The organism is Pseudomonas frigoris (genome assembly GCF_047758635.1).
In the GTDB taxonomy this organism is placed as follows: Bacteria; Pseudomonadota; Gammaproteobacteria; order Pseudomonadales; family Pseudomonadaceae; genus Aquipseudomonas; species Aquipseudomonas frigoris.
In genome coordinates this window covers 3,698,523-3,720,719 of the sequence record NZ_CP180479.1, presented here as the reverse complement: position 1 = coordinate 3,720,719, position 22,197 = coordinate 3,698,523, and the positions used below count along the sequence as shown (strand labels likewise).

17 protein-coding genes, 2 tRNA genes and 2 pseudogenes are annotated in these 22,197 nt (G+C 57.7%); 12 read left to right on the top strand and 9 right to left on the bottom strand.

The window, feature by feature from the left end:
* Window positions 1-4: 4 nt before the first annotated feature.
* The 7 genes and pseudogenes from ACMXYH_RS17070 to ACMXYH_RS17040 all read left to right on the top strand — a co-directional run bounded on the left by ACMXYH_RS17070 (window position 5) and on the right by ACMXYH_RS17040 (window position 6,893).
* On the top strand, window positions 5-964 hold the full coding sequence (locus ACMXYH_RS17070; protein WP_415764225.1) for a peptidylprolyl isomerase: 960 nt from the start codon (window positions 5-7) through the stop codon (window positions 962-964).
* Window positions 965-988: 24 nt separating this feature from the next.
* On the top strand, window positions 989-1,981 hold the full coding sequence (moaA, locus tag ACMXYH_RS17065; protein WP_134420224.1) for a GTP 3',8-cyclase MoaA: 993 nt from the start codon (window positions 989-991) through the stop codon (window positions 1,979-1,981).
* A 291-nt stretch (window positions 1,982-2,272) separates the two neighbouring features.
* Window positions 2,273-4,288, top strand: coding sequence for a ribonucleoside triphosphate reductase (locus ACMXYH_RS17060; RefSeq protein ID WP_415764224.1), 2,016 nt, complete (start codon window positions 2,273-2,275; stop codon window positions 4,286-4,288).
* Window positions 4,289-4,320: 32 nt separating this feature from the next.
* Complete coding sequence (gene nrdD / locus ACMXYH_RS17055; RefSeq protein WP_017338867.1) at window positions 4,321-4,488, top strand: anaerobic ribonucleoside-triphosphate reductase; 168 nt, start codon at window positions 4,321-4,323, stop codon at window positions 4,486-4,488.
* Window positions 4,485-5,180, top strand: a complete 696-nt coding sequence (locus ACMXYH_RS17050) for an anaerobic ribonucleoside-triphosphate reductase activating protein (protein ID WP_415764223.1) — start codon at window positions 4,485-4,487, stop codon at window positions 5,178-5,180. The genes nrdD and ACMXYH_RS17050 overlap by 4 nt, the downstream gene beginning before the upstream one ends.
* A 93-nt stretch (window positions 5,181-5,273) precedes the next feature.
* Window positions 5,274-5,801: pseudogene (locus ACMXYH_RS17045) on the top strand (MCP four helix bundle domain-containing protein); the annotation flags it as partial.
* Between the two features lie 30 nt (window positions 5,802-5,831).
* The gene (locus tag ACMXYH_RS17040) at window positions 5,832-6,893 is read left to right on the top strand and encodes a methyl-accepting chemotaxis protein (RefSeq protein ID WP_415767714.1); all 1,062 of its coding nucleotides are present in this window, start codon (window positions 5,832-5,834) and stop codon (window positions 6,891-6,893) included.
* Window positions 6,894-6,922: 29 nt separating this feature from the next.
* Here ACMXYH_RS17040 and ACMXYH_RS17035 read toward each other — a convergent pair whose 3' ends face one another.
* Genes ACMXYH_RS17035 through ACMXYH_RS17020 form a run of 4 tightly spaced genes read right to left on the bottom strand, consistent with a single transcriptional unit; the run spans window position 6,923 to window position 10,030 of the window.
* Complete coding sequence (locus ACMXYH_RS17035; RefSeq protein WP_415764222.1) at window positions 6,923-8,302, bottom strand: 4Fe-4S binding protein; 1,380 nt, start codon at window positions 8,300-8,302, stop codon at window positions 6,923-6,925.
* A complete protein-coding gene (locus tag ACMXYH_RS17030) occupies window positions 8,290-9,144 on the bottom strand; it encodes an FTR1 family iron permease (protein ID WP_415764221.1) in 855 nt (284 codons plus the stop codon). Before ACMXYH_RS17030 ends, ACMXYH_RS17035 begins: the two co-directional genes overlap by 13 nt.
* 22 nt (window positions 9,145-9,166) lie before the next feature.
* Window positions 9,167-9,499, bottom strand: a complete 333-nt coding sequence (locus ACMXYH_RS17025; protein ID WP_415764220.1) for a cupredoxin domain-containing protein — start codon at window positions 9,497-9,499, stop codon at window positions 9,167-9,169.
* The gene (locus tag ACMXYH_RS17020) at window positions 9,500-10,030 is read right to left on the bottom strand and encodes an iron transporter (RefSeq protein ID WP_415764219.1); all 531 of its coding nucleotides are present in this window, start codon (window positions 10,028-10,030) and stop codon (window positions 9,500-9,502) included.
* Window positions 10,031-10,215: 185 nt separating this feature from the next.
* On the opposite strand from ACMXYH_RS17020, the gene ACMXYH_RS17015 reads away from it, so the two are divergent.
* The 3 genes from ACMXYH_RS17015 to ACMXYH_RS17005 all read left to right on the top strand — a co-directional run bounded on the left by ACMXYH_RS17015 (window position 10,216) and on the right by ACMXYH_RS17005 (window position 10,996).
* On the top strand, window positions 10,216-10,437 hold the full coding sequence (locus ACMXYH_RS17015) for a DUF3079 domain-containing protein (protein ID WP_309673996.1): 222 nt from the start codon (window positions 10,216-10,218) through the stop codon (window positions 10,435-10,437).
* A 204-nt stretch (window positions 10,438-10,641) separates the two neighbouring features.
* Window positions 10,642-10,715: transfer RNA gene (locus ACMXYH_RS17010), tRNA-Cys, on the top strand.
* Between the two features lie 194 nt (window positions 10,716-10,909).
* Window positions 10,910-10,996 (top strand) — tRNA-Leu (locus ACMXYH_RS17005).
* A 93-nt stretch (window positions 10,997-11,089) separates the two neighbouring features.
* On the opposite strand, the pseudogene ACMXYH_RS17000 reads toward ACMXYH_RS17005, so the two are convergent.
* Window positions 11,090-11,584: pseudogene (locus ACMXYH_RS17000) on the bottom strand (tyrosine-type recombinase/integrase); the annotation flags it as partial.
* A gap of 531 nt (window positions 11,585-12,115) precedes the next feature.
* On the opposite strand from ACMXYH_RS17000, the gene ACMXYH_RS16995 reads away from it, so the two are divergent.
* Entirely contained in the window at window positions 12,116-13,072 is a 957-nt protein-coding gene (locus ACMXYH_RS16995; protein ID WP_415764218.1) for a hypothetical protein, read from the top strand.
* A gap of 452 nt (window positions 13,073-13,524) precedes the next feature.
* Entirely contained in the window at window positions 13,525-14,154 is a 630-nt protein-coding gene (locus ACMXYH_RS16990; protein WP_415764217.1) for a hypothetical protein, read from the top strand.
* A gap of 175 nt (window positions 14,155-14,329) precedes the next feature.
* On the opposite strand, the gene ACMXYH_RS16985 is transcribed toward ACMXYH_RS16990, so the two are convergent.
* From ACMXYH_RS16985 to tssI, 4 genes are read right to left on the bottom strand one after another with little or no spacing between them, the layout of a single operon-like run.
* Window positions 14,330-14,551: a hypothetical protein gene (locus tag ACMXYH_RS16985; protein ID WP_403143328.1), complete on the bottom strand. Its 222-nt coding sequence runs from the start codon at window positions 14,549-14,551 to the stop codon at window positions 14,330-14,332.
* Window positions 14,552-14,553: 2 nt separating this feature from the next.
* Window positions 14,554-19,428 carry an RHS repeat-associated core domain-containing protein gene (locus ACMXYH_RS16980; RefSeq protein ID WP_415764216.1) on the bottom strand — a complete coding sequence of 1,625 codons (4,875 nt, stop codon included), beginning with the start codon at window positions 19,426-19,428 and terminating at the stop codon, window positions 14,554-14,556.
* On the bottom strand, window positions 19,428-20,165 hold the full coding sequence (locus tag ACMXYH_RS16975) for a DUF4123 domain-containing protein (RefSeq protein WP_415764215.1): 738 nt from the start codon (window positions 20,163-20,165) through the stop codon (window positions 19,428-19,430). Before ACMXYH_RS16975 ends, ACMXYH_RS16980 begins: the two co-directional genes overlap by 1 nt.
* Window positions 20,155-22,197, bottom strand: coding sequence for a type VI secretion system tip protein TssI/VgrG (tssI, locus tag ACMXYH_RS16970; protein ID WP_415764214.1), 2,043 nt, complete (start codon window positions 22,195-22,197; stop codon window positions 20,155-20,157). The genes ACMXYH_RS16975 and tssI overlap by 11 nt, the downstream gene beginning before the upstream one ends.

Sequence of the window (22,197 nt, the reverse complement as noted above, 5' to 3'; positions counted from 1 at the left end):
AATCATGTCAGGTGGATGTGGATGTGGTGGCGGTAACGGGGGCAGCGGTGGCTGCGGTTCTTCAAAAAAAGCAGAGGTCGTTCTCGACATCGCGCCGGTCGCACAGGCGCAGTTTGAAGCACTGCCGGTTGAGCCCGCAGCGGCCGATGATGCCCCGGCGCAGTTGATCGCCAGCAGTGAACAGGAGTGGCCGATCATCAACGTCAACGAGGTGTCGATCACCCCCGAGGCGATGGCCCAGGAGCTGCAATATCACCCGGCCGAAAGCCGGGAGGAGGCGGTCTACCTGGCCGCCCGGGCGCTGGTGATCCGTGAGTTGTTGCAGCAGCGCATCACCGAGCTTGGTGTGTCGCTGGTGATCGGCGCCGGTGAGAACGAAGAAGAAGCGGCCACGCGCTTGCTGCTCGAACGTGAGGTGAAAGTGCCGCAGTGCGACGAGGAGTCGAGTCTGCGTTACTACGAAAACAATCGCGGACGCTTCCACAGCGCGCCGTTGCTGGCGGTGAGGCACATCCTGCTCGAATGCGCGCCGGACGATGTCGAGGCCCGGGAGCTTGCGCATGGTCAGGCGGAAGTCCTGCTGCAGCAACTGGATGAGTTTCCCGGCAGTTTCGCCGAGCTGGCCGTGAAATATTCGGCCTGCCCGTCGAAGGCTCAGGGTGGTTCTCTGGGGCAGATCAGCAAGGGCCAGACCGTGCCCGAACTGGAGCGTCAGCTGTTCACCCTGGCTCCGGGCCTGGCCAGCAAACCGCTGGAAAGTCGCTACGGCTGGCATGTGGTCAGTGTCGATCAGCGAATCGAAGGCATGCCGTTGCCCTACGAAGTGGTGTCGACGGCGATCCGCACGCAGTTGCAGCAAGGCGTCTGGCAGAAAGCGCTGGTGCAATACCTGCAAACCCTGATCGGTGCAGCCGATATCCGTGGCATCCACTTGCAGGGCGCCGACTCACCGCTGGTGCAGTGAGCATTGGGCAAACCGGGAGAAGTGATGAACGCTGTGATGCAGGATGGTTTTGGGCGGCAGATCGATTATCTGCGGATGTCGGTGACGGACCGCTGTGATTTTCGCTGTGTGTATTGCATGGCGAAAAACATGACGTTCCTGCCGCGTCAGCAGGTGCTCACGCTGGAGGAATTGCAGCGTTTGGCGACGCTGTTCGTCGGCCTGGGTGTACGCAAAATCCGTCTGACCGGCGGCGAGCCGCTGATCCGCCCCGGCATTGTAGGACTGTGCCGCAACATCGCCGCCTTGCCCGGTTTGCGCGAACTGGTGATGACCAGCAACGGCTCGCAGCTGGGCCGTCTGGCCCGGCCGTTGGTCGACGCCGGGGTCAAGCGGATGAACATCAGCCTCGATAGCCTGGACGGGCAGAAGTTTCGGGCGATCACCCGTAACGGTGATCTCCACCAAGTGCTCAACGGCATTGAAGCGGCGCGGGACGCGGGGTTCGAGCGGATCAAGCTCAACTGTGTGGTGATGAAGGGACGCAACTTCGATGAAGTCCCGGCGCTGGTGCAATACGCCATCGACCAGCGCATCGACATCAGTTTCATCGAAGAAATGCCCTTGGGCGACGTCGGTCGTTCCCGGGGCGAATCGTTCTGTTCCAGCGACGAAGTGCGCACGCTGATCGCCAGCCAGCATCGGTTGCTCGACAGCACCGAGAACAGCGGCGGACCGGCGCGCTATGTGCGTCTGGAACGCCATCCTGAGACACGCATTGGTTTCATTTCGCCCAATAGCCATAACTTTTGTGGCAGCTGTAATCGGGTGCGGATGACTGTTGAAGGGAAGTTGTTGCTGTGTCTGGGCCAGGACGATGCCCTGGATTTGCGTGGATTGCTGCGGCGTTATCCGTTGGATGATCAACCGGTGATCAATGCGGTGCAGAAGGCCTTGCGCGGTAAGCCGTTACGCCACGATTTCAGCCCCGACGGGGAGGTACAGATTGTGCGGTTCATGAACATGAGTGGGGGTTGAACTGTCCTTCACGGTTCATAAGAACACAGATGATCAAATGTGGGAGCGGGCTTGCTCGCGAAAGCGGTCTATCAGTCAACAATGATGTTGAATGTGATGGCCTCTTCGCGAGCAAGCCCGCTCCCACATTAGATCCTCACTAGCCACAGGATCTCTGCCGCCTTAGGGCGGTTTTTTTTCACCGACAAATCTTGATATCGATCAATTGCAGATCAGCACTTTGTCCGTAGCCTTCACTGCATGTTGTGGTTTTAAGTTTTATTAAGTCTATATGTAGTGTCTGGAGGCCAAATGCAGAGCACGCTGATCGCAGTAGGATGTAACCGCTTGCACAAACGCGATGGCAGTCAGGTCGCCTTCGATGCCGACAAAATCCGTCAGGCATTGATCGCCGCCGGCAAGGCGACGGGGGAGTACGGCGAGGTTGAGGTTGAAGGCTTGCTTCAGGCGGTATTGGCCAGGCTCGAAGGGTTGCCGAGGCTGCACGTCGAGCAAATCCAGGACCGTGTTGAACGGGTGTTGATGGACGCGGGTTTTTTCCTCGCCATGCGGGCCTACATCGTCTACCGCGAACAGCACGGGCGCTTGCGCCGCGACCGTCGGACCATGGTCGAAGTGGCGACCTCGATGAACGAATACCTGGACCGTGAAGACTGGCGGGTCCAGGCCAACGCCAATCAGGGGTATTCCCTGGGCGGTCTGGTGTTGAACGTGTCGGGCAAGGTCACCGCCAACTACTGGCTGGACGAGGTGTACAGCGAGGCCATCGGCCAGGCTCACCGCGAGGCGGATTTGCATGTGCACGACCTGGACATGCTCGCCGGTTATTGCGCCGGCTGGTCGCTGCGCACCCTGTTGCACGAAGGGCTCAACGGTGTACCGGGGCGTGTCGAAGCCGGTCCGCCAAAGCACTTGAGCAGTGCCCTGGGGCAGATGGTGAATTTCCTCGGCACCCTGCAAAACGAATGGGCCGGCGCCCAGGCGTTCAGCTCGTTCGACACCTACCTGGCACCCTATGTGCGCAAGGATCAGCTGAGTTTTCAGGAGGTGCGCCAGGCGATCCAGGAGTTCATCTACAACCTCAACGTTCCCTCGCGCTGGGGCACCCAGACGCCTTTCACCAACCTGACCTTCGACTGGGTGTGCCCGCAGGATTTGCGTGAGCAGATACCCGTCATCGGCGGTGAGGAAATGCCGTTTGCCTATGGCGACCTGCAAGTCGAAATGGAGTTGCTCAATCGCGCCTACATCGAGGTGATGCAGGCCGGCGATGCGAAAGGGCGGGTGTTCACCTTTCCGATCCCGACCTACAACATCACCCACGACTTTCCGTGGGACAGTGAAAACGCCGACCGCCTGTTCGAGATGACCGCGCGTTACGGCCTGCCGTATTTCCAGAACTTCCTCAATTCGGACCTGCAACCCAATCAGGTGCGCTCGATGTGCTGCCGTTTGCAGCTGGATGTTCGCGAGTTGCTAAAGCGTGGCGGCGGCTTGTTCGGCTCGGCGGAGCAGACCGGATCGCTCGGCGTAGTCACCATCAACTGCGCGCGGCTGGGCTATGTGTTCAAGGGTGATACCAGCGGTTTGCTGCAGCGCCTGGACACGCTGATGGAACTGGCGATGGAAAGCCTGGAGGTCAAGCGCAAGGTGATCCAGCACCACATGGATGCCGGTTTGTACCCGTACACCAAGCGCTACCTCGGAACCCTGCGTAACCACTTCTCGACCATCGGCCTCAACGGCATGCATGAAATGCTGCGCAATTTCACCGGCGACGAGGAGGGCATGCACACCGAGCACGGCCGGCAGTTTGCCCTGAAGATGCTCGATCATGTGCGTGCCACGTTGCTGCGTTTCCAGGAAGAAACCGGCCACATGTACAACCTGGAAGCGACGCCGGCCGAGGGCACGACCTACCGCTTCGCCAAGGAAGACCTCAAGCGCTACCCCGACATTCTCCAGGCCGGCAGCGCGCAAGCGCCGTATTACACCAACTCCTCGCAACTGCCCGTGGGCTACACCGAAGACCCCTTCGAGGCGCTGGAACTTCAAGACGAGCTGCAATGCAAATACACCGGCGGCACGGTCTTGCACCTGTACATGGCCGAGCGGATTTCTTCGACCGAGGCCTGCAAGCAACTGGTGCGCAAAGCCCTTGGGCGCTTCCGCCTGCCGTACCTGACCGTGACCCCGACGTTTTCCATCTGCCCGGTGCACGGCTACCTCGATGGCGAGCATGAGTTCTGCCCCAAGTGCGACGAAGCACTGCTGCTGCAAGAACAGAAGCTCGGCACCGTTCATTGAATTCGATCCACTCTACTGCAAGGAGCTTCACCATGACTGCATCGCAAACATTGCCCCAGGCTCAACGTCAACGCTGCGAAGTCTGGACCCGGGTAATGGGCTATCACCGCCCTGTGTCGGCGTTCAATCCGGGTAAACAGTCGGAGCATCGCGAGCGGGTGCACTTCACTGAAAGCGCGGCGCTGGCCGGGCGCCAATGAGTCGAACGCTTCGGGTCGGGGGCATGGTGCCCCTGACCACTATCGACTATCCGGGACAGCTCGCCTGCGTGCTGTTTTGCCAGGGTTGCGCCTGGCGTTGTCGTTACTGCCATAACCCGCAGTTGATCCCGCCTCGTGGCACAGACGAAGTGGATTGGCGGCGGGTGCTGGCGTTTCTGCAACGGCGTCAGGACCTGCTCGATGCGGTGGTGTTCAGTGGCGGAGAGCCCACCTTGCAGGATGGTTTGCTCGGCGCCATGGATGAGGTGCGGGCGATGGGATTTCGCATCGGCTTGCACAGCGTGGGCATCAAACCCGCAGCGTTCGCCAAGGCACTGACCGGGGCCGATTGGGTCGGTTTCGATGTCAAGGCGTTGCCCGAGGATTGCCAGGCGATCACCCGGGTCGAGGGCAGCGGAACCGCCAACTGGCGCAGCCTTGAGCATCTGCTGGCCAGCGGTGTCGACTACGAATGTCGCACCACGGTGCATTGGCATCTGTTCGAACCGGCGCGTCTGCTGATCCTCGCCAAACGCTTGAGTGAACTCGGCGTCAAACGCTTCGCCGTGCAGTTGGTCCGCACCGAGCGGATGTTCGATCCGCTGCTGCCGAGTGTTTCGGCACAAGCCTTGCTGCCTGAGCTGTGGGAGGCCATGCGCGAGTTGTTTCCAGCCTTCGTGTTACGGGGGTAACCGAGGCTGAGGTTTAACGTTTAGCGGTGAGATCCACCATTAGGTTTTCAAAAGCGCTGCCAATCAGCAGGTATCAAACGGGGAGCATTTGATATGGCCAAATTAACTACGGCACAACGTATCGTCATCGGTTTTGCAATCGCGCCGCTGGCATTGATGGGCATGGCGTTTTACGCGTTGCACGATCTGGCAACGCTCAAGGATCAGGCAGTGGTCATCGTCAAGCAGGACTGGCCGAAGATCGATCCGATCATGATCATTGCCACCGGCGTGCGCGATAACGCCAGGAACACCCGGGATTTACTGATCGATAAAGACAATCAGCAAGTGCAGCAGTCGATCGATGCCACCAAGAAACGGATCACTCAGGCGCTCGAAACGCTTGAACCGTTGTTCTATTTGCCAGAGGGCAAAACCACTTATGCCGCGCTGAAAAAGAATCGCGAAGCCTACGTTGCGGCGTTCACTCAAGTGCAGGTGTTGATCCGGCAAGGGGCCTTCGATGACGCCATGGCACAGCTGAAACAAAAGGTCGTGCCGGCCGAGCGCGAGGTTTATGGCAGCCTGGATCAGTTGATGGTGCTGCAAGGCAAAATATTCGCCGACCGGGAACAGTCGGCGAAGGCACTGTACAGCGATGCCCGGCGCAATATGCTCGCGTTGTTTGTGTTCTGTGTGGCGCTGATCATCGCCGCCGCGGTGATCGTCACGCGCAGTGTGACCCGGCCACTGGGTGGCGAGCCGGATGATGCCGCACGGTTTTTGAGTCAGATCGCTCAGGGCGACCTGACAATTGAGGTGCCCGTGAACTCAAGTGTCGGCGGCAGCGTGATGATGAACATGCATCAGATGCAGCAAAGTCTGAATGCCATGGTCAGGCACATCGCGACCTCGGTGGACCAGGTGGCCAGTTCCTCCGAAGAGCTGAGTGCGGTCAGCAGCCAGACCAGCAGTAACCTGCAATTGCAGGGGCTGGAGATCGAGCAGGCAGCCACCGCGGTGAACCAGATGACCGCTGCGGTCGATGAAGTGGCGCGCAATGCGGTCAGCACCTCCGAGGCCTCGCGGCAGTCCGAGCAAACCGCACAGCGCGGGCGTGAACAGGTTCAGGAAACTGTGGTTTCAATCGGCGCACTGGCCGACGGCGTCACCGACACCTCACAACGCATCGAGCAACTGGCGGGCCGGGTGCAGGACATCAGCAAGGTGTTGGACGTGATTCGCAGCATCGCCGAGCAGACCAATCTGCTGGCCCTCAACGCAGCCATTGAAGCGGCCCGTGCCGGTGATGCCGGACGCGGTTTTGCCGTGGTCGCCGATGAAGTGCGCGCCCTGGCGCATCGCACCCAAGAGTCCACCCAGGAGATCGAGCAGATGATTGGCAACATTCGTCTCGATACCGGCCATGCGGTGACTGCCATGCAAAGCAGCAGCAACCTGGTGCGGGCCACCCTTGAAGTGGCGCAACGGTCGGGCGATGCACTGGATGAAATCACCCGGTCGATCTCGCAGATCAACGAGCGCAACCTGATGATTGCCAGTGCCACGGAAGAGCAGGCATTGGTGGCGCGGGAGGTGGATCGTAATCTGATGGGGATTCGCAACTTGTCCGAGCAGGTCTTGCTCGGCGCCCAGCATACTCACACGGCGGGTCACGATTTGGCGCAGATGGCCGGGGCGCTGCACCAGACGGTGGCGCGTTTTAAGGTCTAGTTGATCCGGTGGGTGGTTGTGTCGGGGGCTCAGGCCCAGCCCCAGAATTGCAACCACCAGCCACATCCAACCGTCCCGATGGCCAGTAACAGGCAAGCGCTGCCGAACCCGCGCCGCGCCAGGGAAAGGCCTTCGCGGTCCAGCCGTTTCCATCCCAGCAACAGGCTCCAGCCCATCGCGGCCAATAACAGACAAGCCCTGGCCGGTTGCACCCATTCCAGCAACAGACCTTCGTAGCGCAGCAATTTCACCGTTGTGGCCGACAGCCCGAGAAACAATCCAGCACCACCCAGGGGCGTGAGTGTCAGCGCCAGGGGCCAATACAGTGCGGGATCTTGCGCCAGTCGAGCCGTCAGGCGCAGAAGGATCATCAACGCCGTGCCCAACACCATCGAGCTCAAACTCAGATAAACGACGATGCTGAAACCGTCGAGCCAGCTGAAGCTGTCGTTGAGCTGCGGGTAATGGGTGAGCAGCCACCAGGGCGCGCTGTCCTGCAATGCCCAGAGTTGGTCGTGCTCGACCAGCCATTGGGCGAGGGTTTGTTTGAGGGCGACGAACCATGGGCTGACCGTCCACTGAAAGGCGCCCATGGCCAGGCCGATCACACCGAACAGCAACAAGCGCGCGTCCCACGGTGACAGCGTCTGCGCCGTTGCGTGAAGAATCTCTTGGTTGCTGGAACGGGCGATCAGCTGAACGGCGCCGCGTTGTCCGCTGCAGCGTCCGCAGGCGTGGCAGTCACTGGCGCCTCGCATACGACGGATATCGAGCAAGGGCGCGCAGTTGGGCGGCGGCAGGCGCTGCGCGGCATTGTCCATCCAGCGTTGTTCGTCGACCTGAAAATGCACGGGCGCCAGGCGGGCGAGCAGGGCGAAGACGCCGCTGACCGGGCACAGGTATCGGCACCAGACCCGCTTGCCCCGGGCGAACAGCAACCCGACGACGACCGCGGCGACGGTCGAGCCGCCCAGAATCAACAGCGCCGCCTGGGCGTAGTCATAGACGCTGATCAACTGGCCGTAGAGGGTCGTCAGACAGAACGCCAGGGTTGGCCAGCCGCCCCAGCGCAACCATCGCGGCACACCCAAACCTTTGCCGTAATGGCTGGCCCATTCGCTGAGTGAACCTTCTGGGCATAAAACGCCGCACCAGAGTCGGCCGAATAGCACGATCGACAGCAACACGAACGGCCACCAAATGCCCCAGAACAAAAACTGCGCGAACAGGGTCAGGTTATCGAGCAGCCGTGCCTGGCTGTCCGGCAGCGGCAACACCGCTGGTACCACCAACAGCATCGCGTAGAACAGTACAACGGCCCACTGCATGGCACGAATGACGGGCGCGTGACGACGCATGCCATCGCCCAGGCGCTGCAGCCATTGATTGCGGCGACTCAGCTCAGGCATGGGACTTTTTCCGCAGCCCGTTGACGCAGCCAACCGCCGACGGTCAGCCAATAACCGGCCAGCACCAGTAACGTCATGCCGCTGGGCGTCGCACGATAACCGGCAAAGCCCGCGAGAAAACCACCCAATCCATGGCTGTCGCTGAGCAATGCGCTGCTGTCCCAAAGTGCATCACCGACGAGGCTGTACATCACCTCCGGTAAATCCAGGGCGAGTAATTGACCGCCGATTCGCTCGGTGCCGCTGACCAGCAATGCCGCGCCGAGTACCAGCAAAACAACTTCGCTGATGGCAAAGAATCGCTGCCACGAAATGAACCGGCGGCTGCTGTGCAGTAGGGCAATGGTCAGCGCCGACAGCACCAATCCCATTGCGCCGCCGATGGCAAACAAACCGAGCTGCGGACCTCGTAACTGAGCGCCTGCACCATAGAGAAAGACCACCGTTTCACTGCCTTCGCGGCTGACGGCGAGCATGGCCAGCAGTAACAGACCTGCGCCACCTTGCTGGGCCAGGTGGCTATCGGCGTGTCGTTGCAAATCGTGCTTGAGCGTGCGCCCGTGGCGGTGCATCCAGCCGACCATTTGCACGATCAGCAGGCTGGCCACCAGCGCGAGTGCAGCCTGGAACCATTCACTGGCTGAGCCGCTCATGGCCTCACCGGCAAACAGAATCAACACCGCCAGCAGGCCCGAAAGCATCATCCCCAGTACCACACCTGCCCACAAGAACTTCGCCAGTCGATCACCCTGATGCTGCTGGCTGACCCAGGCCTGGAGAATGCCGATCACCAGCAGCGCCTCGACGCTTTCGCGCCAGACAATGAACATTGATTGATTCATGGGAACTCCGTGTTTGAACGGGTTATTTCGCGAGGATGCCGCCCTCGGGCAGTTGCGGATTGAACTCGTCGAAGAAGGGGTAGTGACCGGGCCTGAGGGGGTGAATGACCACGAACGTCGTCACACCCGGCGACAGTACTTTTTCAACCCGCAATGGCGTGCTCTCGAACTCTGCTGGCCCTTGGCCGATATTTTTCAGGATGATCTTGAAGCGCTGTCCGGCCGGAACCTCCAGCAAAGCGGGAGAGAAGTGGCCATCGCGCAGGCTTAGCTCGTAGCTGGGTAACTCGGCATGAACCGTTAATGGCACCACTGCTCCGGCCAGCACCAGCCAGGCTATGTGCAGGCGCTTCATTCAATAGCCGCCTTTTTTACCGATGCCGGCGTAGATGAACTCATAGTGCAATTCGCAGCGTTCAAACCAGGGAGCTACACCGGTTTCCTTGTCGGTATGGCGGCCAAGGGACCCATGACCGCCGGGTGGCAGGACGGTGAAGGTCAGCTGATATTTGCCTGGACCGAGCAGCTTTATATTGTCGCCATAATGCGGACCGTCATTGGCGACCATGGCGTGGAAATCACCTTTGAGTTCGTTCTCGTTGCCCTGTTTTTTCAGGTTGAACGAGACATTGAGGTAAGGCACAAAACTGCCTTCCTGAAAGCCCTGTCGATTGTCCGCCGTGGCGCGAATGTCGGCTTCCAGGTGCACATCGGAATCCGCAGTGGCCCGCATCATTCCGGCAGGCGCCATCTCGATCGGCTGCAAATACACCGCCCCGACTTCCAGCCCTGGGCATAACTGGGGTTCCCCGATCGGGTATTCCTTGGCCTCAGACAACGGTGTGAGCAAGAGCAGGGCGAGTGACAGCGAAAAGGTCGTACGCATGATGTCTTCCTGGGCACTGACGAGTAAGAGCCCGATTGTAGGAAGCTTTCCTGCGAATAATAATGATTATTATCAAGTTTGGAGTGATTAAGGCATTTGATTTCAGTCCTTGATCCGTATCAAGGGCGTTCTTGCGCAGGCGATGTAGGTTGGAGGCACATCCTAGAGGCGAACCGGGGATCGACATGGCCAAGAATTTTCCCATCAGCCCCAAACATCCCGAGCGCATTTGCTGGGGCTGCGATAGATACTGTCCAGCCAATTCCCTGGCGTGCGGCAATGGCTCCGACAGGACAATGCATCCGGCCGAAATGATCGGAGACGATTGGTATCTGCATGGCGACTGGGGCATTGAACCGTTGATCGCGGTAGAAGACGTAACGGACGATCCCGGCCGGAAGGGCTGAGCAACCCCCTTGAAACATAGAAACCACCTGACGGAATTTTTTTTGAAATCAAGGGGTTGCCAGCCTCGGGAAATCAGTACATAATTCACGCCATCGAAAGCACTGACCGCTGAAAAAGCTCAATGTTTTCAAGGAGTTAGATCACGAATCTTACTCCAAGTTTGTACGCGTTTGATGTTGTGCTACATGACATCAGATGTTTGAGGCCGAGTAGCAAAATGGTTATGCAGTGGATTGCAAATCCACCTACGCCGGTTCGATTCCGACCTCGGCCTCCACTTTAAACAAGCTCCGTAGATCTATGATTTACGGAGCTTTTTTATTTGCACTGCCCTGCAAGATTTAGTCTTGAAAAGGTCAGTCGCAAACTTGCTTCGCCGGAGCGGGATGTATATATTTCCCCTCTGCTGCACAGGCGTCAGAACTGCCAGATCGTTATTTGACAGTCTTCAGACTGCTTCACCGCGCTACCGCCCGAATGGCGAAACTGGTAGACGCATGGGACTTAAAATCCCCCGCTCGTAAGGGCGTGCCGGTTCGATTCCGGCTTCGGGCACCATGAATATCAAGGGCTTGCATGACATACCTCATGCAAGTCCTTAATTCTTTTTTCCGCAATCAAAAAATCTTTTCCGCAATTCGCGACCGTAAGTCACTTCGTTGGGGTTACCTTCATGCCCTTTCGCATTCGGATGTACTGTTCTGTCATCCCGACGGTTGTGTGCCCTAACTGGTCCCGAGCTTCGCGGATGCTCCCTGTTGACTCCTCTTTATCCGTTGCCGCTTTTACTCGTAAGTCGCGCATCTGAAATTCTGCTTTTGGAATCCCGGCTGCTTCCCTGGCGTCATCAAACCTTTTCCTGAGCATGCTCGTCGTCATCGGTTGTCCAGAATCGATTACCACCAGACGTGTTGATCTGATTTTGTGTCCAGCCTTTCGAGCCATGATTCGGTCGATCACGATTTTGAGCTCACCAATAATCTCGATCCTTCGTTTCGCCCCAGTCTTGCCTTGCTGCACGGAAAGCTTCCCGTCTTTTATGTCTCGCTCATCCATCTTCAACGTGTCTGCGACCCTTTGACCTGTCAGATAGAACAGGTCCAAAGCATCTCTTAATGGTTGATCGGCATGTTGATAGGCTCTGGCAAGTACGTCGTCTTCGAGTGGGCCTGTCGCATCTCATGTGCGCGTTAATGTACTCTCATCGCGTTAGACTAGATGTACCTTGCACAGTAGCTATCTGCAGTGGCGATAGGGATACTGCCCAGCCCTTAATTACAGGAGTTCAAAATTGAATAGAAGCTCGCGTGAGACGCCCGCAAGATGGGGGCGTGTCCGGAAGATGGCGCTAGTGACGTTCACACTGGTAGTTTTGATTGGGGGGATGGCCGTCTCAGCAATTGTTCAAAATCGTGGGCTGAGTGTTGAAGTAACCCCCAAACAGATAGGTTTGACGTTGCAACCAGCAGAGCAACCGAGCCCTTCTATCTCCACTTACGGCGCCGCCTCTCCCATCATCACTGCGCCTAATGCGCATGTCGTAACTGACGCCAAAGGACCAAACAGGCCGGCGGCCGCAGATGCCACACCGAAGAACGGAATATCCACCCACGGTGCGGCCTCACCAATCGTGACCGGGCAAGGAGCTGTGGTTAAATCCACTGTCGATACGCGGCCATGATGAAGGAAAAACTCCGCTGTGCGGTGATGATGATTTCGGTGCTTGCATTGCCTCAGCTTGCTCTGGCGCAATCCCAGAATATGCAGACCACGGGGCCATGCTCGTCGATCGTTACCGGTGCGGGCGCATCTGTTAATAGCACTTGCATCGGCGTCACGGAAGAAGTGCTGAGGCGTTTGACCGAGACTACTGCCGTGAGCCAGAGCCGGAGGCTCTTTGTTGCAGAAGCTTGGCTCAGTCCAACTGAGATGTTCGGACAACCCAACAGCGGTAAGCAAACTGTAAATGAGCAGGTCTACATCTCAGTCCGTGTGACAAATATTACGGCGGCGCCAATTCTCCTGACGTCAGCTAAGTGGGAGATAGTGCAGGCGCGAAATCTGTCGAAAGGTGGCGCCTCATACTTTTCCAAGAACTTGTTATGGCCTGTGATTTCAATGAGCAAGCCGATCAAAATCGATACTGGAGAACAGGTCGATGTCGAGTTCGCTGAAGGATTGGAACTGAGCGGGATGGCAAGCCGCATCCGTAAGAATCGAGACCTGGACGCTGCTTATACGCTGCCTGGCAACCCAACACGGATCAACGGCGACCAATACGTCAATTGGTTCGCCGAACAGATGGGCCTGCTGTACGGCGACAAGGCAAAGCTGCGGCTCACGCTTTATGAGGGCGACTACAAGCCTGCCGCCAGCGTTTTAGTGCCACTTACCCAGGGCGTGGACTTCTTCTACCACGGCGAAGCGGTGGACCAGAAAGGAAACGTTCTGTACGCGCCCCGTCTGGCTTACGACGCCTTCCTAGGCCAGTACCTCGAAATGCGTGAGAAGATGGAGCCAGGGTTTAGTATCAACACTCCGCCGACGAGGGTGATCGAGGTGATTCCCGATCCTACCGTGTGGGGTAAGCAAAAGTATCGAGATCTCGGAGTTCAAGAGCAGCCGGAGGAGTAGCGTGCTGCGTTGGAGTTAAGGATCAAGCTGCTAGAGAACTGCAGCCGCTGCATTCAGTCTGGTTACCCAGACATACAGCTGAACCTCATGATGATGGTTCGCTCGCCTCCATGAAATTCATTCAGAAATATCCTGTCGCCAAACGTATCGTGAAACCCTCTGCAGTAATCGATAACTGCACCAGCAGTGATCCGCGCTTCTAGCTATGGCATGAATGATCGCCATTATTAGCTTGCCGACTCCGCAACCTCAGTAGGAGCACGAGACTCATCTCTTTTTTTGGTTACTTGCGGCGATCGTTAGGATTCCAGTAATCTACAAACAGGCACATTCGGTAGGTGCCCGCCGTCCACTCTGGCAAAGCAATAGCGCTATCGTGATTTCACCCGTTTCATACCAACCCTGTATTGGGTTCTCGTAGTGGACAACAGGCCCAGCCTTTGGAGGCTGATATGCAACACGCCCTTACTTTCGCTGACGTACAAAGCGTCAAGCGCCTCGCGAAGCAACTCAAACAAGCGCATCCTGAACTGCCTCACGGTAAGCGGCTCGACCTTGCCGCGGCTGAGCTTCTCGGTGTTCGCAATTATCACGAGCTGAACCGCTGGTTTCAGGCAGTGATCGATCAGTACCTGGATTCACCAAGTGGTCCGAATGCGGTCGCGCATTGCCTCTACTGTGATTTTCGATTCGCTGCTGATCTTAAGGACGATCAGAGGGAGCATCGCGAGATTCATGAGCGGATCATGGAGGTTCAGGAGATCACTGGCTATCGCCCAGGAACTTACGTGGAGCGCGAAACCTTGAAAAAGGATGGCCACACCAAGGCGCGCAGTGCCGACCTCTTGGAAGATCGTATTGAGGGGGCGCTGTTGGTTTTGCGCGGATGGTTTGATCGTTCATATCACAGTACTATTGAAGCAGGCCAATGGCGTAAGCACCCCTCCTTCGGGGTATACGTGGCCATGATGGTCCCGTATATAGAGGAGCTTTTTCCTGAATTGGCTCCCTCTCTGGCGCAGCGCTACGGTCGTACTCCTGGCGTGATTGCGCACGGCCAGACCAACTGGCCGCTGCAATAGCTAGCAAACAAGGCCCAGCTTCGGCTGGGCTTTTTACGCTTTAGGTCTCGCCGACAGGTCTATCAAAACTCGCCAGGGGCATGTTATTGGAAGCCTGCTGGAGGCTGCACCATCAAACTGCTTGATTGATACTTCCGCTCCTTCCTGGGCGGAAGTCCTTAGGGCGAAGAGCGCTTTACCCATACATGTACAAAAGGTCGTCGATCAGCTCAAGCTCCTGCTGTGAGTACTGAACCTTGTTGTACCGTCGAATGTCCTCAAGCACACCTCTGATCGGAACTTGCCGCGAAGGATCCTGAACAATTTCGATCAGACGGTCGTAATCGGGATCTCTGCCCTTGAGGTATTTTTCAATCAGTTCTTTGAGCGCTACGCGCGCCTCTAGATCGGTTAGCACTGTTACTTCTCCGGCAAGATAGTGATTTCATCCGCTTTGATGATGGTGGTGGTACCCGGTTTGGGGATGAGTTGCTGCGCACCACCCGTACCGTACTCAGGGTACGCTTTTGTGAACGGCTCCAGGTTCGGACCTTTACCACCGAGTTCGTACGGCACTGTAGCGTTGGGTACACCGTCTTTGTAGAGTTGCAGCGTGTCAAACTTCAAGCGCAGGCGCCCATCACTCCACGCCGGATCCGGGTCGGCCGCTGTAACGTGCTTCGGAGCTCGTACCTGGAAAGCTTCCGTTGCGGCGTCACCTGTCTCAAGTTTTTCAAAACCAAAATACGACAGTCGAGCTTCCTGAGTGTTGATCGTGTTCTGCGCGTGGGTGTTTACGGTTCCGTCAGCATTCTTGTAGCCCATGTATCGGTAACCCGTCGCAGGCAAGGTCGAGTCCGGTCCGGATGGTCCGACATAGAAGTCGGGCTTCGACTCGATGACTGCCGGTGGGGTGACATCTCCAGTTTTTACGCTGGAGTCTGCGAGGGTAGGGGTTGTGTTTGGAGACGATGATCCTCCGGGCTTGGGGCAGTTCGCTGAGGGTTTCAGCGGTGCCTTCTTGGCCACACCGGAAACAGCTTTCGTAATCGCCCTGAACATCAGGCCGAGAGGGTCTACCCATCCAGTTGGATTGGGGGCGTACTGGTAGTTGTTTAAGCCACCTGCCAGCTTTACCGGGTCTGGGGTCAGAAACCGTCCTGTACTCGGGCTGTAGTAGCGATGGCGGTTGTAATGAAGCCCCGTCTCTGCGTCGAAATACTGGCCTTGAAAACGTAGCGGGTTATCGATCTCCGCGATATCCAGCGCAGCCAGGTTGCCATAGGCCCGATATTTGGCCGACCACATGATCGCACCGCTGTAATCGGTGAGTTCCTGCGGCGTGCCCAAATGATCGAGCTGGTAATAGAAAGGCGTGGCTTTCAGTGGGCCTTCACCGTCGAGCATCGCCAAGGGCCGGAAGCTGTCCGGCTCATAGACATAGGTGCGATACCGATTGTCACCACTCTCTACGATCAGACGTTCGCCTTGCCAGAGGAATTCGGAGGTATGGCCGTCGACCGTTTTCTCTATGCGTCGACCAAAGGCGTCGTACTTGTAGGCGGCGATACTACCGCCCGGTAGGCTAACGCCGATCAAACGATGCTGGCAGTCATAGCGGTATTCGGTGACGAGTTTCTGTCCGGTACCTCGGCGCTCACGAATCAGATTTCCGTAGGCGTCGTAGTCGTAGTGACGGTCGCCCTGCATGAGCAGACGGTTGCCCTTGATGTTGACCAAGTGGGCGGAGGGCACGTCATTTTGGCCCAGCAGATTGCCGGCTGGGTCGTGCGCGAAGCTCTCCGGTGTAGCGCCTCGAACGCTGATCAGACGATCAAGCGGATCGTAGTGAAAATTGCGGGCACCCTTGAGGCTGTCATTGATGCCTGCGAGGTTGCCTGTCGCGTCGTAGTTATACCGGCGTTGGATCAGGACGCTATCGCGTTGGCTCACGCTGTGGGCCTGCAGGCGACCTTGATCGTCGTATTGATACTGACTCAACAGCAAGCCTTGCTGGCGCTGCTGTTCACGACCAGCCTTGAACTGGTGAGAGGTGAGGCGAGAACCGTTGAGGTCAATACTGCTCAGATTACCGCCGGGCAATCGGCGATAGTCGAGCTTGCTACCGTCAGGTAGACGGCAATGCTTGAGTTGGCCGATGCTGTCGTACTCGTAGCGCAGGGTGCCCCATCCCTGATGTTCGGTGATCAGCCGATCTTGGGAGTCGTATTCATAGGCCAGTGGCCAGTGACCGTCATCGACGTTGACCAAGCGACCGAGAGCGTCATAGCTGTAGTGAATTTCTTCACCATCATCCAACGTCTTCACGAGCAAGCGACCGGCGGAATCACGCTGGTATCCAGTGACCAGTTCGCTTCCGTCGTCGCCGTACTCGATTTTTTTCAGCAGGTGGCCGTTCAGGTCATATTCGTAGGCAGTACGACGACCATCGAATCCCGTTTCCTGCTGTATCAGACCGTTTGAGTAGTAGTCGAGCAGGTAATGTTCGCCGCGCTCGTTTTCAATCGCCGTGAGCAGCAGGCGTGAGTTGTCGTAGCGATAGCGCAGCTCACTGCCGTCCGGGTTGATGCGGCGGCTGACAAGTTGCAGGTTGTCGGCGAATTCGTAGCGGGTGATGCGGCCCAGTTCATCGCGCTCGGCTGTAACCTTCCCGTAGGCGTTATAGGTGTAAGAGCGGGTCGAACCGCCAGGCTGTATGGTCTGCGTCAAGCGGCCAGCCGCATCCCATTGGTAATGGGTGATGGTGCCGTGCTCGTCCTGGCGGGTGATCTGACGACCCAGTGCGTCGTAGCGGTATTTACGTCGACCACCATCAGGCAATTCTTCTTCGAGCAACTGACCCAGTCCATTCCAGGCGAGCTGATGTCGTCCGCCGTCTGGATGTACGATCTCCAGCACACGACCTTGGGCATCGTAGCTGTAGTGTGTTTCGTTACCATCAGGATCTGTCTGGCGGGTGATGTCGCCCTGGCTATTTCGCTGGTATTTCCAACTGGCTTTGCCGCGATGAATCTCACTCACGAAACCGTGACGGTATTCGTAAAATGTCGGCGCATCTTCAGGCGGAATAACAGCGGCAAGCAGTCCGGCGACGTTGTAGCGGTATTCGGTGATTGCGCCGAGCGGATCCTTTTCTTCGATCAGACGACCTTTGTCGTCATAGACCTTTTGTGTTTCGGCGCCGTCTGCAGCGGTCTCACTGATGAGTCGCGCATTTTCGTCATGCACATAAATCTGCTCGCTGCCATCCGCGTTCGTAACGGTGACTTTGCCGGCATCGTCCCAAGCGTAATGCGAGTCCATCTGCGAAAAACTGGCCCAGTGATGGACGCTGCGTGACGATTTACCTTCGTTTTCCCACTCCCAAAAGAAGCTCGCACCGCCGGCCAGTTGACGCTCTAAAATGACGTGTTGGTCGTTGTAACGGTAATGCTCAGTCTCACCTGCAGCGTTGGTGGCACTGACCAGTTCGCCTTGTCGGTTGTACCGATAGGTCACCAACGTTTGTACGGTGACCCAAGGTTCCTGTCGTTGACCCTGATCTGTGTATTCGGCGCGCCGTTGCTGATAATCCACGGCGACGATATGACGATCTTCGTATTGGATGAGCAAGGAGCGACCGGCACCGTTGTCGATACGCTGGATACGCTCAGCAAAGTCGTAGCTCAACAGCAACTGGTTGTCGTACGCGTCGCTAATGGTGATTAAACGGCCCGCACGGAAATGGTAAAAGCGCGGACTTTGCCCGGCCTGCGTCAGGATGAGCTCGCCGGGAGTGGACCCCAGGTAGATGGCCGCTTTCGACAAGCTATTAGTGATAGCAGGGCGCTGCTGTGTCGGCATCGGAAAACGAGTGGTTCGGTTTTCGTTATCCGTCCACAGGACGCCTTCATCGTCCAGATCCAGTCGATGAGAAAGGGCGTGGCTCCAGCCATATCCAAGACGGCTGTCGATCTCGACCGCACTGGTGCGATAAAGGCGCGTCCACTCAAAAGGCAGCAGGCCGTCGAGTTGGCCATCGGTAAGAGTCAGTAGTTCTTCACCCGTGACCATCGAAACCGGGCAGCCGTTGGTGCAGGTGTCTTGCGCCGGCGCCGCGCTTTTTTCGTCGGGGTTCTTTGATTGTTTCGAGGCGTCATCAGGACGTTTGCTGTGTTCAACGGTCGCATTACGTTTGCCATCAAAGCGTAGCTGCGCGACTCCTTTTTCTACCCGAGTCGCCACACCTCGGGCGGCAACAGCAACGTATTTACCTACGTAACCCATGAAGCCTTTGATTATGTTGAACAACGACTTCACAAATCCGGTAACAGCCTTGACGATGATCTGGCCGTACTTCGCTAAACGTGCGGCCAGGTAAAATAGCCCGGCGCCTTCGGCTGCGACGGTCAGTACGACCGAAATGACGATGTCGATGAGAATCCCGATAACGGCTGCAGATGTCATCTTCGCCGTTTGGCCAGCCGCTTGCGTCGGTGGCAATGCTGAAACCCAGATAGAAGCGCAATGCACCATCAAGAACAGTGCGGCCTCGTCGCTAGCAAGCAACATGGCCTGTTTCATCACATCTGGCGCCTCTTTGGCCAGCTTGATCAGTTCCTCGGCACCGGCCCCCAAGTCCTCTGCGAACTTTTTAGGGTTTTGAAGGATGTCCAAGGCCTTTGAGATGCCATCCCAGACGCCTTTGATGGCTTCCCATCCGCCTTCGAGAATGCCGATCCCAATTGCCATCGCTTTGGCTGACGCACTTTGATTCGACCACTGCGGTTTGAAGCCTGCCCATTCCTTGCGCAGAAACCCTTCCAGATCGGCAGCTAAGCCGTCGTAGGATTTGAACAGGGTGTCGATCTGCGCAGGCGTCACCTGATCGTGGACGTGGATCTTATAGGATTTTCCAGGCTGGCCCTGAAAGCTGCCTTTACCTTGCTTATCTAAGGTAATCGTCGACTTCGCGCCTCCATCCACTGCAATGATGTCGACCTTGATATCGCCGATAGGGATGTCGAAAACCGATTCGAATTTGCTCTCAATCAGCAGCGGACCTACTAGCGGGCACTTGGCGACGTATGAAAAATCACCATCAGTCATGCTGACAGACTTACTGGAGTTGCCAGCCTTTATCACGCGCTCCATACCCAGCAGGGAGGGCATGTCTGCGGCTCGGCTGGCTTTGTCAGCAACCTGCGCGTACCAGCTCTTGGTTTCTTCACGGTACAGCTTCAGGCTGTTTTTGAAGGAGTCCAATTGTGTTTCGATAGTGGCAACGCGATCCATCAGCCTTGCTCCAGAATCAGGTGGTTTAACAGTGCTTCTTTAAGGTTTTTCGGCGCATCCGGGCGGCGCACGAAACGGCTGACTTTCAGCTTCAGGTTGTTCTCTGGCCAAGCGTTGTAAATGTCCGGACGTTCTTCTTCGAGCCACTGCAGGAGATTGCCAATCAGTGTCGAAGGGTTTTCCTTGGTCAAGCTGTCCAGCAACGATTTCGGCACCTCCCACCACGGCCAGTCCCGCACCTTCGGCAACACCCTCGTCCCAACCTCCAGCGTTAGGCCGTTTATCAGATACCGCTCAAACATCGGCAGCACTTCCCCGGCTTTGTCGCCAAGCCCATGCAGAATCGGATAGATATGCCGCCCGTCCCAGAACCGGAAAAACACTTCAGTCCCGTCTGGCATCTTCACCTGCGTCAGGCTGCGCAGATGCTCGAAGACGTCATTCGGTTCGGCGCGTGATACCGCCAGCCAGCCCCAGTCTAGGGCGTCGGTTTCGGCGATCCAGGGCAGGAATGCGGAGTTGGACGATAGCTCGGTGACGTAGGGCATCACCGGTTGCCAGGTGGAGTAGGGCGTGCCGCCCCAGATCGGCAGGAGCTGGGCGGTGGGTTCGGTCAGGTACAAGGTTTTCAGTGCATCGGCATCACTCGCCGCACTAATAACCAGATACAAACGCTCGCCAGTCTGCAGCGGCTGTTGTGCCAGCCAGTCCTTGGGTGTCAGTCGATCAGATGGCACAGGCACCTGCCTTGCATTTTTCGCATTCTTCGCAGAACGGCGCGTTGCGTTTGAGGGTGTTGATCTGCGCCGGGGTCAGGACCTGGCCGGCCTTGTCGGCGTCGGCCTGTATCAGCACGCCGGGCATCAGCGGAGCGGCGCCGGTGCCGCTGCCGGGGCTGCCGCCGGAGTTCATGTTGATCACCGGGCCGCTCAGGGTCACGCCGCTGCCATCAATCTTGATGAAGCTACCACCCCCCATGAGGGTCAGTTCACTGCCGGCTTCGAGCACCACTTTCATGCCGCTGCTCAGGTGGATTTCCTGGCCGGCTTCGATGAATTGCCCGGTACCCACCTTGATGTGTTGGTTAACACCCACGGTGAGGTGGTCGTTGGCGCGGGTTTCGACTTTGCGGTCGGCGTAGACGGTGTGGTGTTCTTCGGCTTTGAATTCGCTGTAGCTGTTTTGCTCGACGGTGTCGTGGCGTTCGTTGCCGACGTGGATTTTCTGGTCGTGCTCGACGTTTTCATCCCAGTCGCGTTGGGCGTGCAGGAAGATTTGTTCCTGGCCCTTTTTGTCTTCGATGCGCAGTTCGTTGTAACCACCGCCACCGGGGGAGCTCAGGGTTTTGAAGGTGCTGCGGGTTTTGTTCGCCGGCAGGGCGTATGGGACGACGTTTTCCTTGTGGTACAGGCATCCGCTGATCAGCGGTTGGTCGGGGTCGCCTTCGAGGAAGGTGACGAGCACTTCCATGCCGATGCGCGGGATGGCGATGCCGCCGTAGTGAGCACCGGCCCAGGCGGAGGAGACGCGCAGCCAGCAACTGGTCTTGTCGTCGGCCTGGCCTTCGCGGTCCCAATGGAATTGCACTTTGACGCGGCCGTATTGGTCGCAGTGGATTTCTTCACCTTTTGGCCCGGTAACCACGGCGCTTTGGCTGCCGAGGATGCGCGGCTTTTTCTGCGTTAGCGGTGGACGGTTCGGCACATCCCACGGGGTGGCCTGGAAACGGTTGCGGTAGCCCTGGTGGAAATCGTCCTTGAGTTTGGTCGTGTCGCTGGTGACCGACTCTTCCAGCACTTGCGGCTGTTTGCCTTCGTGGAGGATTTCGGTCAGCAGCCACAGGTCGTTCCATTTGGCTTTCGGGTGTTGGGTCAGGGCCAGGAAGTGGCCGCTGACCAGCAACGGCTGATCGCTTTTGCCTTCGGCGAGCTGGAAGTCACTGCGGTGACGCTCGAGGGCGCGCTTGGCCAGGTGCTTGCCGCGTTCGCGGTCGATGAAGCGACCGGGGTAGTCGTAGTCTTCGAGGTCGGGCAGGGCGTCGCCGCGTTTTTCGCTTTCGAGGGTGAGGCGCGGCTTTTCGAAGTCGTAGTCGCGGCGAGTGGTGCGGCTGGTGCGGGTTTCCAGGCGCAGGTCGAAGCGCTTGATCACCGGGTTGTTGGCGACCATGCCGGAGTCTTGCTGGTAGGCCACGGGGGTTAGTTTCGGGAACACCGTCTGGTCATCGCCGAACACCAGCTTGTGGGCCGTGGCGCTGTGCTGGAAGTGGTAGTGGATACCTTCTTCCTCGCACAGGCGCTGGATGAACTGCAGGTCCGATTCATCGTACTGAACGCAGTAAATGCGCTCGGGATAAATCGCCCCGACTTTGAATTCATAGGCGTTGCTTTGGATGCCGTGCTCTTCGAGGACGCTGCCGATGATTTTCGGCACGTTAAGGTTCTGGAAGATGCGTTGGTTGATGCGGTGCGCCAGGTAAGACAGTTGCGGGCGCAGGGTCACCGCGTAGCGGGTCAGGCGTTTGCCGGAATCACCCTGGGCGGCGCGGTAGATCTGGCCATGAATGCCGCTGCCGTCAGGCGAGAGCTGCAAGAAGGCCGGTTTGTGCAGCAGGGTCTCGAGGTCCAGAGACGGCTGTTCACTGACCAGCTCCACCTCAAACACAAAGGGCTGGCTGATGGCTTCCCGACCTTGCAGGGAAAGAACCTGGAAGTCGCTGGAAAGACCTTCGATGGTCAGGGCAAAGTGAGTTTGATTGGCCGGCGCGAACAT

Bases quoted from the DNA above. Each gene is read 5' to 3' on its own strand.
- ACMXYH_RS17070 (WP_415764225.1), top strand. From the start codon at position 5: ATGTCAGGTGGATGTGGATGTGGTGGCGGTAACGGGGGCAGCGGTGGC.
- ACMXYH_RS17060 (WP_415764224.1), top strand. From the start codon at position 2,273: ATGCAGAGCACGCTGATCGCAGTAGGATGTAACCGCTTGCACAAACGC.
- ACMXYH_RS17030 (WP_415764221.1), bottom strand. From the start codon at position 9,144: ATGAATCAATCAATGTTCATTGTCTGGCGCGAAAGCGTCGAGGCGCTG.
- ACMXYH_RS16995 (WP_415764218.1), top strand. From the start codon at position 12,116: ATGATGAAGGAAAAACTCCGCTGTGCGGTGATGATGATTTCGGTGCTT.
- ACMXYH_RS17015 (WP_309673996.1), top strand. From the start codon at position 10,216: ATGGCCAAGAATTTTCCCATCAGCCCCAAACATCCCGAGCGCATTTGC.
- ACMXYH_RS17035 (WP_415764222.1), bottom strand. From the start codon at position 8,302: ATGCCTGAGCTGAGTCGCCGCAATCAATGGCTGCAGCGCCTGGGCGAT.
- tssI (WP_415764214.1), bottom strand. From the start codon at position 22,197: ATGTTCGCGCCGGCCAATCAAACTCACTTTGCCCTGACCATCGAAGGT.
- ACMXYH_RS16980 (WP_415764216.1), bottom strand. From the start codon at position 19,428: ATGGATCGCGTTGCCACTATCGAAACACAATTGGACTCCTTCAAAAAC.
- ACMXYH_RS16990 (WP_415764217.1), top strand. From the start codon at position 13,525: ATGCAACACGCCCTTACTTTCGCTGACGTACAAAGCGTCAAGCGCCTC.
- ACMXYH_RS17050 (WP_415764223.1), top strand. From the start codon at position 4,485: ATGAGTCGAACGCTTCGGGTCGGGGGCATGGTGCCCCTGACCACTATC.
- ACMXYH_RS17020 (WP_415764219.1), bottom strand. From the start codon at position 10,030: ATGCGTACGACCTTTTCGCTGTCACTCGCCCTGCTCTTGCTCACACCG.
- moaA (WP_134420224.1), top strand. From the start codon at position 989: ATGAACGCTGTGATGCAGGATGGTTTTGGGCGGCAGATCGATTATCTG.
- ACMXYH_RS17025 (WP_415764220.1), bottom strand. From the start codon at position 9,499: ATGAAGCGCCTGCACATAGCCTGGCTGGTGCTGGCCGGAGCAGTGGTG.
- ACMXYH_RS17040 (WP_415767714.1), top strand. From the start codon at position 5,832: ATGCTCGCGTTGTTTGTGTTCTGTGTGGCGCTGATCATCGCCGCCGCG.
- nrdD (WP_017338867.1), top strand. From the start codon at position 4,321: ATGACTGCATCGCAAACATTGCCCCAGGCTCAACGTCAACGCTGCGAA.